General features: G+C 45.3%; 13 protein-coding genes and 3 tRNA genes. 11 read left to right on the forward strand and 5 right to left on the reverse strand.

Translation table 11 applies throughout. The features are described from left to right. Positions 1–54: 54 nt before the first annotated feature. Positions 55–651, reverse strand: a complete 597-nt coding sequence (locus NE536_RS21295; protein ID WP_006081117.1) for a Yip1 family protein — start codon at positions 649–651, stop codon at positions 55–57. Between the two features lie 283 nt (positions 652–934). On the opposite strand from NE536_RS21295, the gene miaE reads away from it, so the two are divergent. Then, entirely contained in the window at positions 935–1705 is a 771-nt protein-coding gene (gene miaE, locus NE536_RS21300) for a tRNA isopentenyl-2-thiomethyl-A-37 hydroxylase MiaE (RefSeq protein ID WP_261273949.1), read from the forward strand. A gap of 125 nt (positions 1706–1830) precedes the next feature. Here the strand turns inward: miaE and NE536_RS21305 are convergent, their stop codons facing one another. Both NE536_RS21305 and NE536_RS21310 read right to left on the reverse strand, forming a co-directional pair. Then, positions 1831–2553, reverse strand: a complete 723-nt coding sequence (locus tag NE536_RS21305) for a UDP-2,3-diacylglucosamine diphosphatase (RefSeq protein ID WP_006085362.1) — start codon at positions 2551–2553, stop codon at positions 1831–1833. A 9-nt stretch (positions 2554–2562) separates the two neighbouring features. Then, on the reverse strand, positions 2563–3057 hold the full coding sequence (locus NE536_RS21310) for a peptidylprolyl isomerase (protein WP_106650139.1): 495 nt from the start codon (positions 3055–3057) through the stop codon (positions 2563–2565). Between the two features lie 140 nt (positions 3058–3197). Between NE536_RS21310 and cysS the strand changes: the two genes are divergently transcribed. Then, positions 3198–4577 (forward strand): cysteine--tRNA ligase, encoded by a 1380-nt coding sequence (cysS, locus tag NE536_RS21315; protein WP_261273950.1) that lies wholly within the window; start codon positions 3198–3200, stop codon positions 4575–4577. Between the two features lie 127 nt (positions 4578–4704). Here the strand turns inward: cysS and folD are convergent, their stop codons facing one another. Beyond that, complete coding sequence (folD, locus tag NE536_RS21320) at positions 4705–5559, reverse strand: bifunctional methylenetetrahydrofolate dehydrogenase/methenyltetrahydrofolate cyclohydrolase FolD (RefSeq protein ID WP_261273951.1); 855 nt, start codon at positions 5557–5559, stop codon at positions 4705–4707. Between the two features lie 287 nt (positions 5560–5846). On the opposite strand from folD, the gene NE536_RS21325 reads away from it, so the two are divergent. The 9 genes from NE536_RS21325 (at position 5847) to NE536_RS21365 (ending at position 14945) form a co-directional block, all read left to right on the forward strand. Further along, positions 5847–5923: transfer RNA gene (locus NE536_RS21325), tRNA-Pro, on the forward strand. Positions 5924–6040: 117 nt separating this feature from the next. After that, a tRNA-Arg gene (locus NE536_RS21330) sits at positions 6041–6117 on the forward strand. A 9-nt stretch (positions 6118–6126) separates the two neighbouring features. Next, positions 6127–6202, forward strand: a tRNA-His gene (locus NE536_RS21335). Between the two features lie 262 nt (positions 6203–6464). Then, a complete protein-coding gene (tig, locus tag NE536_RS21340; RefSeq protein ID WP_261273952.1) occupies positions 6465–7769 on the forward strand; it encodes a trigger factor in 1305 nt (434 codons plus the stop codon). 89 nt (positions 7770–7858) lie between these two features. Continuing rightward, positions 7859–8467: an ATP-dependent Clp endopeptidase proteolytic subunit ClpP gene (gene clpP / locus NE536_RS21345; protein WP_006081124.1), complete on the forward strand. Its 609-nt coding sequence runs from the start codon at positions 7859–7861 to the stop codon at positions 8465–8467. A gap of 84 nt (positions 8468–8551) precedes the next feature. Further along, positions 8552–9832 (forward strand): ATP-dependent protease ATP-binding subunit ClpX, encoded by a 1281-nt coding sequence (gene clpX / locus NE536_RS21350; protein WP_220592579.1) that lies wholly within the window; start codon positions 8552–8554, stop codon positions 9830–9832. Positions 9833–9964: 132 nt separating this feature from the next. Then, entirely contained in the window at positions 9965–12322 is a 2358-nt protein-coding gene (lon, locus tag NE536_RS21355) for an endopeptidase La (protein ID WP_261273953.1), read from the forward strand. 244 nt (positions 12323–12566) lie between these two features. Then, entirely contained in the window at positions 12567–12854 is a 288-nt protein-coding gene (gene hupB, locus NE536_RS21360) for a nucleoid-associated protein HU-beta (RefSeq protein WP_255211589.1), read from the forward strand. Positions 12855–13079: 225 nt separating this feature from the next. Then, the gene (locus NE536_RS21365; protein ID WP_261273954.1) at positions 13080–14945 is read left to right on the forward strand and encodes a SurA N-terminal domain-containing protein; all 1866 of its coding nucleotides are present in this window, start codon (positions 13080–13082) and stop codon (positions 14943–14945) included. A gap of 76 nt (positions 14946–15021) precedes the next feature. Here the strand turns inward: NE536_RS21365 and NE536_RS21370 are convergent. Continuing rightward, positions 15022–15554, reverse strand: a 533-nt coding sequence (locus NE536_RS21370; RefSeq protein WP_261273955.1) for an IS3 family transposase, incomplete at its 5' end; no start/stop codon positions are given.

Raw genomic sequence — 15554 nt, forward strand, 5'->3', positions numbered from 1 at the left:
TATGGATTAGCGATAGAGCTATTGGTTGGTGTGAGTGACAGTTAATTCGACTTGTTATTGATACATAGGACCAAAACCTAGGCTCCATAAAATAACGCTGGTTGCCATTAGCCCCACTAACAACACTAAACCAGCGGTCACCATAGAGCTGGCATAGATAAAGCCTTTCTCTTCAGGGATATTCATAATAATCGGCACACCCGCGTACAGTAAGTAGACTGAGTAAGCCAGACCAATCAATCCCACTATCATGATAAACCACAGCACTGGATACAAGGCGGCTAAACCGACCATAAACAATGGTGTAGCTGTGTAGGACGCGAGTTCTAACGCTTGGGTGTAGGTTGGATTTGCATCGAAGGTTTTTGCCATCCAATAGGCCAAATAGGCGAGGGCGAATACGCCCGCAATTAGGCCTAAATACATGCCAGCTGACATAAACATGGCGCTTTGAGGTGTGAGGTAAATCGGATCGCCAGCGCCTGGGTTCCAGCCAATATAAGCCGTAGCAATATAACTGCAAATCGCAGGGATTAAGGCGATCAGTACCACATGACTTAAGCTACTTTTTAGTGCCTCATGGTTTTTCTCAATTGTGTGCCACTCTTGTTTAGGATGAGTGTATAGCCCCATTAAGTGATTCAGTATCATTATAATTATCCTTGTTCAGCATTGATGAATGGCTCGCCAAACGTCAGACGAGCTGATAACAGCTCCACAATCGAGGTTAAAATGCTGTCCTGTTCCTTTAACTGACGATTGGTGACACATACAGAAGTGAGAGGCTGTGTGATCAGGATCTCAGTTCTTTAGAGTGTAGATTATTTATTGAACAAAAAGTTCGGCGCGTCAAGTTTACTGAAGCCTAATGCTATAGCTTATGAGTAAATATGCGTAAAATAGCGCGATATTCAGAATGATATTGAGTGAGTCCATGCAGCAACTTCTTGCCCCCATCCACGCGTTTCTTCGCTGTGAAACACCGCAAACTTGGATTGATGTCGCGATAAAATCAGATTCCTTGGAAGAGTTGCTTATCGATCATTGTAACTGTGAGTTAAAAGCGGCTCAGACGGCGATATTTTTGCTACGAAAATATGCGTTAGATAAAGACAGTGGTCGAGCTCTGTTGGCGTGGGCTAAACCCTATGAAGAGTTTATCTATTCGCAAGATCATGATGTGGTGAGCTTTCTGGCGCGCGATGTGAAAAAGAATGAGCTGGTGGCCGAACTTATGCCTAAGCCAAACTTTAAGTTTGCCGCTAATTTGGTTTCACCTTTAATCCGCTTGATTAAAGAAGAGTTTCATCATTTTGAGCAAGTATTGGAATTGATGCACAAACGCAGCATTGAGTATCGTAATATTCGCGCAGGCCGTTATGCCAAAGGCATGATGAGCTATGTAACCACCCATGAGAAAGATATCCTGCGGGATAAGCTGATTGTGGGGGCGTATATTGAGGCGCGTTCGTGCGAGCGTTTTGCTAAGTTGGCGCCCTATTTAGATGGTGAGCTGAGTAAGTTTTATGTGTCACTGCTGCGCTCTGAAGCCCGCCACTATCAAGATTATCTTGCATTAGCACAGTTGGTTTCACCTGAGGATATTAGCGAGCGCGTAAAGTACTTTGGTGAGTTAGAGGCTGAGTTGATTCTGGCGCAGGATGAAGAGTTTCGTTTCCACAGTGGATCGCCGCTAGCAAATTGATTTGAAGCACCTTCTTTTTAAAAATTGATGAATTAAGTCGATATAGCTAAAACGATTAACGGTTCGCTCGAACCGTTAATATAATGCGTCTTTAACCTCAAACAAGGTCAATAAAAGCAGCTAACTTAAGTTGTATGCTCGAAGGGTAAGGACTGTAAGTTAATCCCTTCGGCGCTCACACTCAGCACACTGCCTTGCTCATACCAATCGCCAACCACAATACGTTGACAGCCATTAGCAAGTTGATGAATGGCGGGTCTATGGGTATGACCGTGGATCATATGTTTGGTGTGGGTCTTGGCAAATAACGCATCGACCGCATTGGGCTCCACATCCATGATGGTGTAGCTTTTTTGCTGATTGCTACTTTTGCTATTGCTGCGAATTTTATCGGCAATGCCCTGACGGGTTTTCTTGGATAAACAACCATATAGCCAACGCGCCAGTGACAAACTGCGCAGTTTTCGAAAGCGTTGGTAGGCCTTATCCAAAGTACACAAGCTGTCGCCGTGTAAGATAACCGTCTCTATGCCGTATAAATTCAGGCACGTCACTTCGGGTAAGATTTGCATTCCTGCGGCGCGCGCAAATTGCTTGCCTAACATAAAGTCACGGTTGCCGTGGATGAAATACACCGGCAGTTTTTGCGATACTTGCTTGAGTTTTTCGGCGAGTTCAAGGGCAAAAGGCAAGGCAATATCATCGCCAACCCAGACTTCAAACAAATCACCTAGGATATAGAGGGCGTCGGCATCATCGAGTTCAGTGTCGAGGAAGCGAGTGAACGCTTGCGTGATATCAAGGCGATCTGCACTCAGGTGCAGATCGCCTATAAATAAAGTTCGCATTCGCAGGGATTATGCCGCAACGCTGACTTTTTCAATCACTACAGCTTCTAATGGTACATCTTGATGCATACCACGGTTACCTGTACTAACTGCTTTGATTTTTTCGATAATATCCATGCCTTCAACAACTTCGCCGAATACGCAGTAGCCCCAGCCCTGTGAGGTTTCTGATTTAAAATCGAGGAAAGTGTTGTCGTTCACGTTAATGAAGAACTGTGCAGTGGCTGAATGTGGATCAGAAGTACGTGCCATTGCGACAGTACCAGTACGGTTTGATAAACCGTTATTGGCTTCGTTTTTCACTGGCTCGTTACAACGCTTTTGGCTCATGTCTTCGTTGAAGCCACCACCTTGGATCATGAAACCGTCAATCACACGGTGGAAGATAGTGCCGTCGAAGAAACCTTCGTCAACATATTTCATGAAGTTTGCCACTGTTAACGGCGCTTTTTCAGCGTTCAGTTGCAGTTTAATGTCGCCCAAATTGGTGTGTAATGTGATCATGTTTTCATACTCTCTGTAAATAGTGGCGCGATTCTAACTTATCTCGGATTGCGCGCAAAGTGCAGTATTCAAAACCTGTCAGGCCGTGATAGACTGACTCCTTGATTTTACACCTGAATGTATCATTGAAGAGAATATCGATGTTGAAGATTTACAACAGTATTACCCGCCAAAAACAGGAATTTAAGCCGATTACTCCCGGAAAAATCGGGATGTACGTGTGTGGTGTGACCATATACGATCTCTGTCATATTGGTCATGGCCGTACTTTTGTTTCCTTTGACATGATAGTGCGCTACCTGCGTTACGCGGGTTATGAAGTGAATTTTCAGCGCAATATTACCGACGTTGATGACAAAATTATCAAGCGCGCTAACGAGAATAACGAAAGCTGTGAAGCCTTAACCGAGCGTTTGATCGGTGAAATGCATCAAGACTTCGATGCCTTGAATATGTTGCGCCCAGACTTTGAACCGCGCGCAACCCTGCATATTGCCGAAATCATCGACATGGTTGAGTTATTACTCGCCCGTGGTCATGCCTATGTGGCGAGCGATGGTGATGTGCTTTTCAGCGTGGCTTCTTATCCTGATTACGGCCGTTTATCAGGCCAGAATTTAGATCAACTGCAAGCCGGTGCTCGGGTAGAAGTGGACGAAACCAAACAAAATCCAATGGATTTTGTTTTGTGGAAAATGTCTAAACCTGGCGAACCGACGTGGGAATCACCATGGGGACCGGGTCGTCCTGGCTGGCATATCGAATGTTCTGCCATGAACAGCAAGCATTTAGGTCTGCATTTTGATATTCATGGCGGCGGCTCTGACTTACAGTTCCCGCACCATGAGAACGAAATCGCCCAGTCTTGCTGTGCTCATGACACGCCATACGTGAACTATTGGATGCACACTGGCATGGTGATGGTTGACCGTGAAAAAATGTCTAAGTCGTTAGGCAATTTCTTTACCATTCGCGATGTACTTGGTCACTATGATGCTGAAACTGTGCGTTATTTCCTGTTATCTGGCCACTATCGTAGTCAACTGAACTATTCAGAAGATAACTTGAAACAAGCTCGCTCAGCTTTAGAGCGTTTGTATACGGCTATTAAAGATGTCGACTTGACTGTCGCTGCGGCGCCAGCAGAAGAGTTTGTCGCGAAATTTAAAGCGGCGATGGATGATGACTTTAATACACCTGAAGCCTATTCAGTCCTGTTTGACATGGTGCGTGAGATCAATCGTTTAAAACTGACCGATATGACACAGGCATCGGCATTAGCAGTCACCTTGAAGCATTTAGCAGATGTTTTAGGCTTATTAAGCCAAGAGCCAGAGGCTTTCTTCCAAGGCGGCGGTAGTGACGATGAAGTGGCTGAAATCGAAGCTTTAATCGTTGAACGTAACCGTGCTCGTACTGAAAAGGACTGGGCTGCTGCGGATGTGGCGCGTAACCGTTTGAATGAGTTAGGCGTTGAGCTCGAAGATGGCCCAAGTGGTACCACTTGGCGTAAGAAATAAGCTTATTCGCTATATTCTTAATTCAAGAAAATCTTCAGCAAATAAAAAACCTGCATTATGCAGGTTTTTTTATGCTTGCTAGAAGCTAGAAGCTAGAAGCTAGAAGCTAGAAGCTAGAAGCTAGAACTTAGTCGTGATATTGCTCGGCAGCGTATAAGGTATTTTCCAATAGGCTCGCAATTGTCATAGGGCCAACACCGCCTGGGACTGGAGTGATAAAACTGGCATTTTGCGCGGCGACTTCATATTGCACATCGCCGACTAAGGTGCCGTTATCTAAACGGTTAATACCCACATCTATTACAATCGCGCCGGGCTTGATCCACTCACCAGGAATGAAGCCGGGTTTACCGACAGCGACAACCACGAGATCCGCGAGACGGATTTTTTGCTCAAGATTCTTAGTGAAGCGGTGGCAAGTGGTGGTGGTGCAGCCAGCAAGCAGTAACTCTAAGGTCATAGGGCGGCCGACAATATTAGACGCGCCAACCACAACAGCATCTAAACCATAGGTATCGATACCAGTGGATTTGATGAGTGTCATAATGCCCATCGGCGTGCAAGAGCGCAGCACCGGAATGCGCTGCGCTAAACGGCCAACGTTATACGGGTGAAATCCATCGACATCTTTATCTGGACGAATACGTTCGATGACTTTTGAATCTTCGATATGGGCAGGTAATGGCAGTTGCACTAAAATGCCATCGATGGTCGGATCATCATTCAGACTATCAATAAGGCTCAGCAACTCATTTTCACTGCAACTTGTTTCTAAATCGTATGAACGAGAAATAAATCCAACTTCCTCACAGGCCTTACGTTTGCTTCCAACATAAACCTGTGATGCCGGATCGGCTCCCACTAATACTACGGCTAAACCCGGAATGCGCTGTCCAGCCTCTTTGCGGGCGGTGACTTTTTCGCTGAGTTTAGTGCGGATGGATTGAGCAATCGCCTTGCCGTCGATTATTTGGGCTGTCATGGGTGTAGGATATCCTTTATATGGGCGATGGTTAAAACAGTAGTTAACACAGAGATTGGCAATCGCGGCTATTTTAACAGGGCACAGCTACTGTGTCATGGTTAAAGCCGTCGCCAAATGGATAAAAAAAACCGGATTAGCCTGATAATTCAGCACCTAGAGTCAATCAAAAAAAAAATCGTTGACGGTTGTAAAGTGAGGGGATAAGATGCGCTCCGTTCTCAGGCAGATGTGTTCATCTTGCGCTGAAAATGTTATGTAAGATATTCAATGTTATGTAAGATATTCGGTGATTAGCGCAGTCCGGTAGCGCATCTGGTTTGGGACCAGAGGGTCAGAGGTTCGAATCCTCTATCACCGACCACTTTATTGTCATTTGCATCGATGAATTCAAAAAATAATTTGAACTCAAATAGGCGAATGATAGGGTTAGCTAAGTGCTTTCCAAATCGGTTAGGATGCAGAAAATTCTGTAAACCATGCGCCCGTAGCTCAGTTGGATAGAGCACCCGCCTTCTAAGCGGGTGGTCGCAGGTTCGAATCCTGCCGGGCGTACCAGTTTCAGTGGTGATTGTAGCTCAGTTGGTAGAGTCCCGGATTGTGATTCCGGTTGTCGTGGGTTCGAGCCCCATCAGTCACCCCATTTTTTAGTACTTTGAGTACAAATTAAAAAAAGCGACCTTGTGTCGCTTTTTTTATACCCCAGATTCGGCTGTTGAGGCTCGACTCTGCAGAAAACGGTGGCTATAATGTCGCGTCTTGATAGATATCAACTATGAGCGACCTGTGCCTAAAGCCAGTAGTGGTGGGCATTGTAGTCAAATTTAATGATCAAGAAACGAATACCTGAATAGTTGATGAATCGGCTATTACAAAGGACGTTAGACAAATTTCGAGGTAAAACAATGCAAGTTTCTGTTGAAGCAACCCAAGGCCTAGAGCGTCGCCTGACCATTTCTGTTCCTGCTGAACAAATTGAAAAGCTGGTTAAAGACAGTTTACAACGTGAAGCTAAGCGTGCTCGTATCCCAGGTTTCCGTCCTGGTAAAGTGCCTATTACTGTGATTAACAAACGTTACGGCGCAGCGATTCGTCAAGACATCATGGGTGAAGTGATGCAACGTAACTTCATCGAAGCAATTATTGCTGAGAAGTTAAACCCAGCGGGTGCACCGACTTTTGTTCCTGGTTCAACTGATGGCGAAAAGTTCGAATTTATCGCTACCTTTGAAATCTATCCAGAAGTTGAGCTAAAAGGCTTAGATGCAATCGAAGTAGAACAGCCAAAAGCTGAAGTGACTGACGCTGACGTTGACACTATGATTGAAACCCTACGTAAACAACACGCGACTTTCGCTGCTGTTGAACGTGAAGCTGCCGATGGCGACAAAGTGAAAATGAACTTTGTTGGCTCAGTTGACGGTGAAGAATTTGAAGGCGGCAAAGCTGACGATTTCGAACTGCAATTAGGTAGCGGCCGTATGATCCCAGGTTTTGAAGCGGGTATTTTAGGTCACAAAGCGGGTGAAGAATTTGTTATCGACGTGAACTTCCCAGAAGAATATCACGCTGAAAACCTGAAAGGTAAAGCCGCTAAGTTCGCGATTACGCTGACTGAAGTTCAAGCAGCTAACCTGCCAGAAGTCAATAATGAGTTTGCTGCTCTGTTCGGTATCAGCGAAGGTGGCTTAGAAGCCCTTAAAGCTGAAATCCGTAAAAACATGAACCGTGAACTTGAGCAAGCGTTAAAAGCTAACGTGAAAGAGCAAGTGATCAACGGTCTGTTAGCGAACAACGACATCACTCTGCCAAAAGCACTGATCGATGGTGAAGTTAACGTATTGCGCCAACAAGCAATGCAACGCTTTGGTGGTCAAACTGCTAACATGCCTGAACTGCCAGCGGAATTGTTCACTGAACAAGCGGCTCGTCGCGTTAAAATCGGTCTGTTATTAGGCGAAGTCATCAAGACTAACGAACTGAAAGCAGAAGACGAACGTGTACAAGGCTTGATCGCTTCTATGGCTTCAGCCTACGAAGATCCAAGTGAAGTTGTTGCTTATTACAACAGCAACAAAGAGCTGATGCAAAACATGCGCAACGTTGCTTTAGAAGAGCAAGCGGTTGAAGCACTGTTGAAATCTGCCAAAGTGACCGAAAAACAAGTCGCTTTTGAAGAATTTATGAACAAGGCTACTGGTCGCGCATAAGCTAAGCTTGACTTGATTAGCTGTTCGCCATTTATAATGGCTCGTATGAGGCTCCTCATGCGAGCCATTTTTATTTAGGGAAGTGAATAATGCATAATGCGTCAGACATACAAAGTGCTTTAGTGCCTATGGTGATCGAACAGACTGCTAAGGGTGAACGCTCATACGATATTTATTCTCGTTTGTTGAAAGAGCGGATTATCTTTTTGGTCGGTCAAGTTGAAGAACACATGGCAAACCTTATCGTGGCGCAATTATTATTCTTAGAATCAGAAAGCCCAGATAAAGATATCTTTTTATACATAAACTCTCCAGGTGGCTCTGTCACGGCAGGCATGGCGATTTATGATACTATGCAGTTCATCAAACCAAATGTTAGCACTGTGTGTATCGGTCAAGCGGCTAGCATGGGTGCATTCTTATTAGCCGGTGGCGAGAAGGGTAAACGTCACTGTTTACCAAACTCTCGCGTGATGATCCATCAACCACTGGGTGGTTTCCAAGGTCAAGCTTCTGACATCGCTATCCATGCCAAAGAAATCTTAGGCATTAAGAATAAGCTTAACCAAATGTTAGCCGAGCACACTGGCCAACCGCTCGAAGTCGTTGAACGTGATACCGATCGTGACAACTTCATGAGTGCGACTCAAGCCGTCGAATATGGCTTAGTTGACTCTGTGATGACGAAACGCGGCTGATTTTTGCTTTTGACTGAGCTATGCTCTGTAAAAGTTAAGCAAATTTAAGACAGGCAGTAGAGCAGACTGCAAATGAGGTAATTAATGGGCGACAACAAAAATAATGGTGACAGCGGTAAATTGCTGTACTGCTCTTTTTGCGGAAAGAGCCAGCATGAAGTCAGAAAACTCATTGCTGGCCCATCAGTGTATGTATGCGACGAATGTGTTGAGTTATGTAACGACATCATTCGCGAAGAGATTAAAGAAATCTCTCCGAAGCGTGATAGCGATAAATTACCAACACCACATGAATTACGTGCACATTTAGACGATTATGTGATTGGCCAAGACAGAGCCAAAAAAGTGCTATCAGTGGCTGTGTATAACCACTATAAGCGCTTAAAAAATGCATCGCCTAAGGACGGAGTCGAGCTGGGTAAGAGTAACATTTTACTTATCGGTCCAACGGGTAGTGGTAAGACGCTGTTGGCTGAAACCCTTGCGCGCTCACTCAATGTACCTTTCACTATGGCCGATGCCACAACACTGACTGAAGCGGGTTATGTGGGTGAAGACGTTGAAAACATCATTCAAAAGTTGCTACAAAAGTGCGACTACGATGTAGAAAAAGCGCAGCGTGGTATCGTTTATATTGATGAAATCGATAAAATTAGCCGTAAGTCTGATAATCCATCGATCACCCGTGATGTATCGGGTGAGGGCGTACAGCAGGCGCTGCTTAAGCTGATTGAAGGGACTGTTGCCGCGGTTCCACCTCAAGGTGGTCGTAAGCATCCACAGCAAGAATTCTTACAAGTCGATACTTCTAAGATCCTATTTATCTGTGGTGGTGCATTCGCAGGGCTTGAGAAAGTGATTGAGCAACGTGCACACGTTGGCTCAGGTATCGGTTTTGGTGCACAGGTGAAAGGCGAGAAAGAGAAGGCGACGATTTCTGAGACCTTATCGCAAGTTGAACCTGGCGATTTAGTCAAATACGGTTTAATCCCTGAGTTTATCGGCCGTCTGCCTGTGGTTGCGACTCTAACTGAACTTGATGAAGAAGCCCTAGTGCAAATTTTATCTCAACCTAAAAATGCCCTGACGAAACAGTACAGCGCGTTATTTGAGATGGAAGGCGTTGAGCTTGAATTCCGCGAAGATGCACTTAAAGCGATAGCCCACAAGGCGATGTCACGTAAGACAGGTGCCCGTGGTTTACGTTCAATCGTTGAAAGTATTTTACTGGATACTATGTACGATATTCCTTCAGTCGATGGTGTGGTGAAGGCCGTTGTGGATGAATCTGTCGTGAAAGGTGAATCTGCACCTATCCTGATTTATGAGCACAATGAAGCCCAAGCAGCCTCTGGCGAACAATAATTGTACTGATTGCTAATAAACTGAAAAACAAGGAGTCCAATGGACTCCTTTTTTCGTATTAGCCATTGAAACTCAATAAAGCGTCCCAATATACTCCAGTATTAATCCATTTCACCAAAACGGAATCGAACTATGACCCAAGAGCGTGAAGCGCATATCGAACTCCCCGTGCTGCCACTGCGAGATGTGGTGGTCTATCCCCATATGGTAATTCCGTTATTTGTCGGACGAGAAAAGTCGATTCGATGTCTCGAAACCGCAATGGCGCAGGATAAGCAAATTATTTTAGTGGCGCAGCGTGATGCCGAACTCGATGAACCATCAAAAGATGACATCTTCGAAGTGGGTACGGTTGCCTCTATTTTACAGTTACTTAAGCTGCCAGACGGCACAGTCAAAGTGTTGGTAGAAGGCGGTCGTCGCGCCCGTATTACCCGTTACACCCAAGAAACAGAATTCTTTGTGGCTAAGGCTGAGTATCTGGAATCAGAACCGCTGGAAGACAAAGAAGAAGAAGTGTTAGTGCGCAGTGCTATTGGTCAGTTTGAAGGTTATATCAAGCTGAACAAAAAGATCCCGCCAGAAGTCTTGACCTCTTTATCGGGTATCGATGAAGCGGCGCGTCTGGCAGATACTATGGCTGCACACATGCCACTTAAGCTTGAAGATAAGCAATCTGTGCTTGAGATGATCAACGTTGGCGAGCGTCTGGAATATTTAATGGCGATGATGGAATCGGAGATCGACCTATTGCAGGTTGAGAAACGTATTCGTACCCGCGTTAAAAAACAGATGGAAAAAAGTCAGCGTGAGTACTATCTGAACGAACAGATGAAAGCCATCCAGAAAGAACTGGGTGACTTAGACGAAGGCCATGACGAGTTTGAAGCCTTAAATCGTAAGATTGAAGAGGCTAACATGCCCGCCGAGGCGAAAGAAAAAGCCCTGGCAGAGCTTAACAAGCTACGTATGATGTCGCCAATGTCGGCAGAAGCCACAGTTGTGCGCAGCTATGTGGATTGGATGACGTCAGTGCCTTGGAGCCAACGATCTAAAATCAAACGTGATTTGGCGAAAGCCCAAGAAGTACTCGATACCGATCATTTTGGTCTTGAAAAAGTTAAAGACCGTATCTTGGAATATTTGGCAGTCCAAAGCCGAGTGCGTCAGCTTAAAGGGCCAATCCTGTGTCTCGTTGGACCTCCAGGTGTGGGTAAAACTTCCTTGGGTCAATCGATCGCTAAGGCGACCGGGCGTAAGTATGTGCGTGTTGCTTTAGGCGGCGTGCGTGATGAAGCGGAAATCCGTGGTCATCGCCGTACCTATATTGGTTCTATGCCAGGTAAAGTCATTCAAAAGATGGCTAAAGTGGGTGTAAAAAACCCATTATTCTTGCTGGATGAAATCGACAAGATGAGTTCAGACATGCGCGGCGATCCGGCTTCTGCTTTATTAGAAGTCCTCGATCCTGAGCAAAATGCGACCTTTAACGATCATTATCTCGAAGTCGATTACGACTTATCCGATGTGATGTTTGTGGCAACGTCTAACTCTATGGACATTCCTGGGCCACTGCTTGACCGTATGGAAGTCATTCGTTTATCGGGTTATACCGAAGACGAGAAGCTGAATATTGCTAAGCAACATTTGCTGAATAAGCAAATTGAGCGCAATGGTTTAAAAGCGACTGAAATTAAAGTAGATGATAGTGCTATCGTTGGCATTATTCGTTACTACACCCGTGAAGCGGGCGTGCGAGCGCTTGAGCGCGAATTGTCGAAGATTTGTCGTAAAGTCGTGAAAATGATTTTGCTCGATAAATCAGTTAAATCTGTCACTGTGAATCAAGATAACCTTAAGTCATTCCTTGGCGTGCAGCGCTTCGATTACGGCAAAGCCGAGTCGAAGAACCAAATCGGTCAAGTGACTGGCTTAGCGTGGACCCAAGTGGGTGGTGACTTATTGACGATAGAAGCTACATCGGTACCTGGTAAAGGTAAGTTAACTTACACAGGATCGCTTGGCGATGTAATGCAAGAGTCGATTCAGGCTGCGATGACAGTGGTTCGTGCCCGTGCGGAACAATTAGGTATTAATGCGGATTTCTACGAGAAGCGTGATATCCATGTGCATGTGCCAGAAGGTGCAACGCCAAAAGATGGTCCATCGGCCGGTGCGGCTATGTGTACCGCTTTAGTATCCAGCTTAACGGGTAACCCAGTACGTAGCGACGTGGCCATGACAGGTGAAATTACCTTACGTGGTGAAGTGTTACCTATTGGCGGTTTGAAAGAAAAACTGCTGGCAGCACACCGCGGCGGCATAAAATTAGTGCTTATACCAAAAGAAAACGAGCGTGATCTGGAAGAAATTCCTGCCAATGTAATTGCCGATTTAGAAATTCGTCCTGTGCGTTGGGTCGATGAAGTGTTAAAACTGGCCCTAGAAAGACCGGTTGAAGGCTTCGAAGTGGTTAAAAACTTGGCATAACGCAAGAAATTGCGCTATCACGTTAAAAAAAATGAAAAAAGGGGCTTAACAAAGCGTAGACCTGTGGTAGCCTAGGTCTGTGGAGAGCCAGCTGCTCCAAGCCCTTGGCGCAACTGGCTTTGAGCTGTATCCAGTTTTATTTCTTTGGTTTTCGAACTCAGCTTGAACTTTGAATTCAAGCTTGTTATAAAAGCCTCCGCAGACCGCTCTAGAGACGGATTTGGTTGCGGCGCAAAAAAATTACATTCAAGGGGATGACATGAACAAATCTGAACTAATCGAGAAAATCGCATCTGGTGCTGACATTTCTAAAGCCGCTGCCGGCCGTGCACTGGATTCTTTTATCGCTGCTGTGACCGAAGGTCTGAAAGAAGGCGATAAAATTTCTCTTGTTGGTTTTGGTACTTTTGAAGTGCGTGAACGCGCTGAGCGTACTGGTCGCAACCCACAAACGGGTGAAGAAATCAAAATCGCAGCAGCTAAAATTCCAGCATTCAAAGCTGGTAAAGCACTGAAAGACGCTGTTAATTAATCATTAATATCGTAGCCTTTGTAAGGCATTCGTAATGACAAGCACTGTTTATCAGTGCTTTTTACGAATTGAAAGTAATGGAATATGAAGCTTAATTTCTACCATTACTCGGGGTTTTAGAATTTACCTGTGGTAGCGTCTGAATATTCCCCATAAATTACAGAAAGGCGCATCTCAAACCGATGCGCCTTTTTATTTTGTTAATCGCAACAAGCGAGAAATCTGATGTTAGAAAAGATCCGCGATGGTTCGCAAGGCGTGATTGCTAAAGGCATTCTCGTACTTGTGATTTTATCTTTTGCATTTGCAGGAGTCAGCAGTTACTTAGGTTCTACAACTGATGTGCCTGCAGCAGAAGTGAACGGTGACATAATCACTAAAGCCGAGCTTGAGCAGGCTTACCAAAGCGAGCGCTCTCGTATGGAGCAACAGCTAGGTGAGATGTTTGCTGCGTTATCTGCTGACGAAAAATATCTACAAAGCATTAAGCAGAGCGTATTAGAGCGCTTAGTGGCTGACAAACTGATAGATCAAGCGGCTAAGGCTATGGGGTTGCGTGTATCTGACGAACAGATCATTGCAGCCGTGAAAACTGAACCCGCATTCCAAACCGATGGCAAGTTTGATAACGATCGTTATCAGGCGATTCTACGTCAGTTAGGTTATCAACCACAGGCGTTCAGAGACATGATGCGCGTCGATATGACCCGTCGTCAGTTAACGGCTGCGCTAGTTGGTACTGAATTTGTGTTAGCTGGCGAAGCTAAGCAGTTAGCTGAGTTACAAGGCCAAACTCGCGATGTGCGCTATTTAGCCGTTGATTCTGCGCCATTCTTAGCGACAGCGGTTGTGACTGACGAGCAAGTGAAAAACTATTATGACGCAAACCAAGGGCAGTTTATGAGCCCTGAAATGGTGAGCTTAGAATATGTTGAGTTGAATGCGGCTGATTTTGCTAAAAATAACCCAGTTTCTGACGAAGAAGCGCAAGCTTATTACGAAGAACATAAAGCGCAATACGTGTCTAATGAGAAGCGTCTTGCCGCACATATTCTGGTTATGCCAGGTAGCGATGAAGCTGCTGCAAAAGCCAAGGCTGAAGATTTAGCGAAGCAATTAGACAGCGGTGCCGATTTTGCTGATCTGGCTAAAGCTAACTCTGACGATACCTTGAGTGCAGAGCAGGGCGGTAAACTGGATTGGTTTGAACCAGGTGTGATGGACCCCGCTTTCGATGCTGCATTATTTGCATTGAACAAAGGCCAACATTCAGCGGTAGTTAAAACTGACTTTGGTTTCCACATTATCAAGCTATTAGATGTGCAACCTGGTGTGACTGTACCGTTTGCCGATGTAAAAGCTAAGATAGTGGCGCAATTGCAAGATAAGAAAGCGGTTGATCAATTCTATAGCTTACAAAGCAAATTGGCTGATACTAGCTATGAAGTGCCAGATACATTATCTGAAACCGCTAAAGCTGTGGGCGTCGATATTAAGACGACTCCACTGTTTTCTCGCGATAACGTTCCTGCTGCGCTGAACAAGCCAGACTTAGTTAAAGCTGCGTTCTCTGAAACTGTTATGCTGAAAGGGTTAAACAGTGAAGTGATTGAGCTTGAACCTAACCACGTGGTGGTGGTTCGTGTGAAGGAACATCACGATGCGGGCACTTTGGCCTTAGCGGAAGTGAAAGCCAATATCACAGAACGTTTGAAGCAAGATCAAGCAAACGAAGCCGCCCGTGCGAAAGCACAAGAGCTGATGGCACAAGTTAAAGCCGGTGCAACGGATCTTGGTTTAGTGGCTAAAGCGAAACTAGGCCGCGGCGCGCAAGATGTTGATGCTGCGATTGTAGGCAAAGCGTTCCAAATGCCAACACCAAGCACTTCTCCAGTTGTCGATACCGTTGGTTTAGCAAATGGTTATGCCGTAGTTGCGCTAGATAAAGTCAACGCTGCTGAAGGTGTGAGTGATGAGCTGGTTAATGCACTTAAACAACGCCTGAACGCACAATACAGTGAAGCAGACTACCGTGGCTTGATAGATTCACTTAAAGCCAATGCCAAGGTGCTTTACCCTGTAGAAGAATAATTTAAGTGAGGATAGCGCGTTGAACTGGCTATCTTACTTGTAAACTTTGTCCCGTCCTAAGATAGGTTGACAGTTTTTAGGCCAGCTCCACTAGCTGGCCTTTTCTATTGTGCATCTGATTAGGGGTTGCCATATTCAAACTCAGATGCGGTCTCATATCGTTGTATATTGCTATCGATTCTCTAACAAGTATCTTCAGCTCCGCAAATGTCCTACATCGGTGCATTAAAAACTCCTGCTTCAGTATGCCATTCACTCTTTCTGCTAATGCATTTTGGTAGCAATCATAACCATCCGTCATTGACGGCTGGATTTGGCTCGCCTGAAGCGCATTCTGATAAACGGCTGAGCAGTATTGTAAGCCTCTGTCTGAGTGATGCACCGCGTTGCCGATATAGCGCTTATCTTTGATGGCCATTTTTAACGCTTTCACCACACTCTCGGCTTTCATGTCTTTACTCACGTGATGACCGACTATCTTACGAGAACTGGCATCGGTGACCAGTGACAGGTAGTGCACACCTTGGTCTGACTCAAGATAGGTGATATCGCTGACCAGTACATGCCCTGCATCATGCAGTCCTTCCTCTTTCAGCAGATTAGGATGCT

The organism is Shewanella septentrionalis (assembly GCF_025370265.1).
Taxonomy (GTDB): Bacteria; Pseudomonadota; Gammaproteobacteria; order Enterobacterales; family Shewanellaceae; genus Shewanella; species Shewanella hafniensis.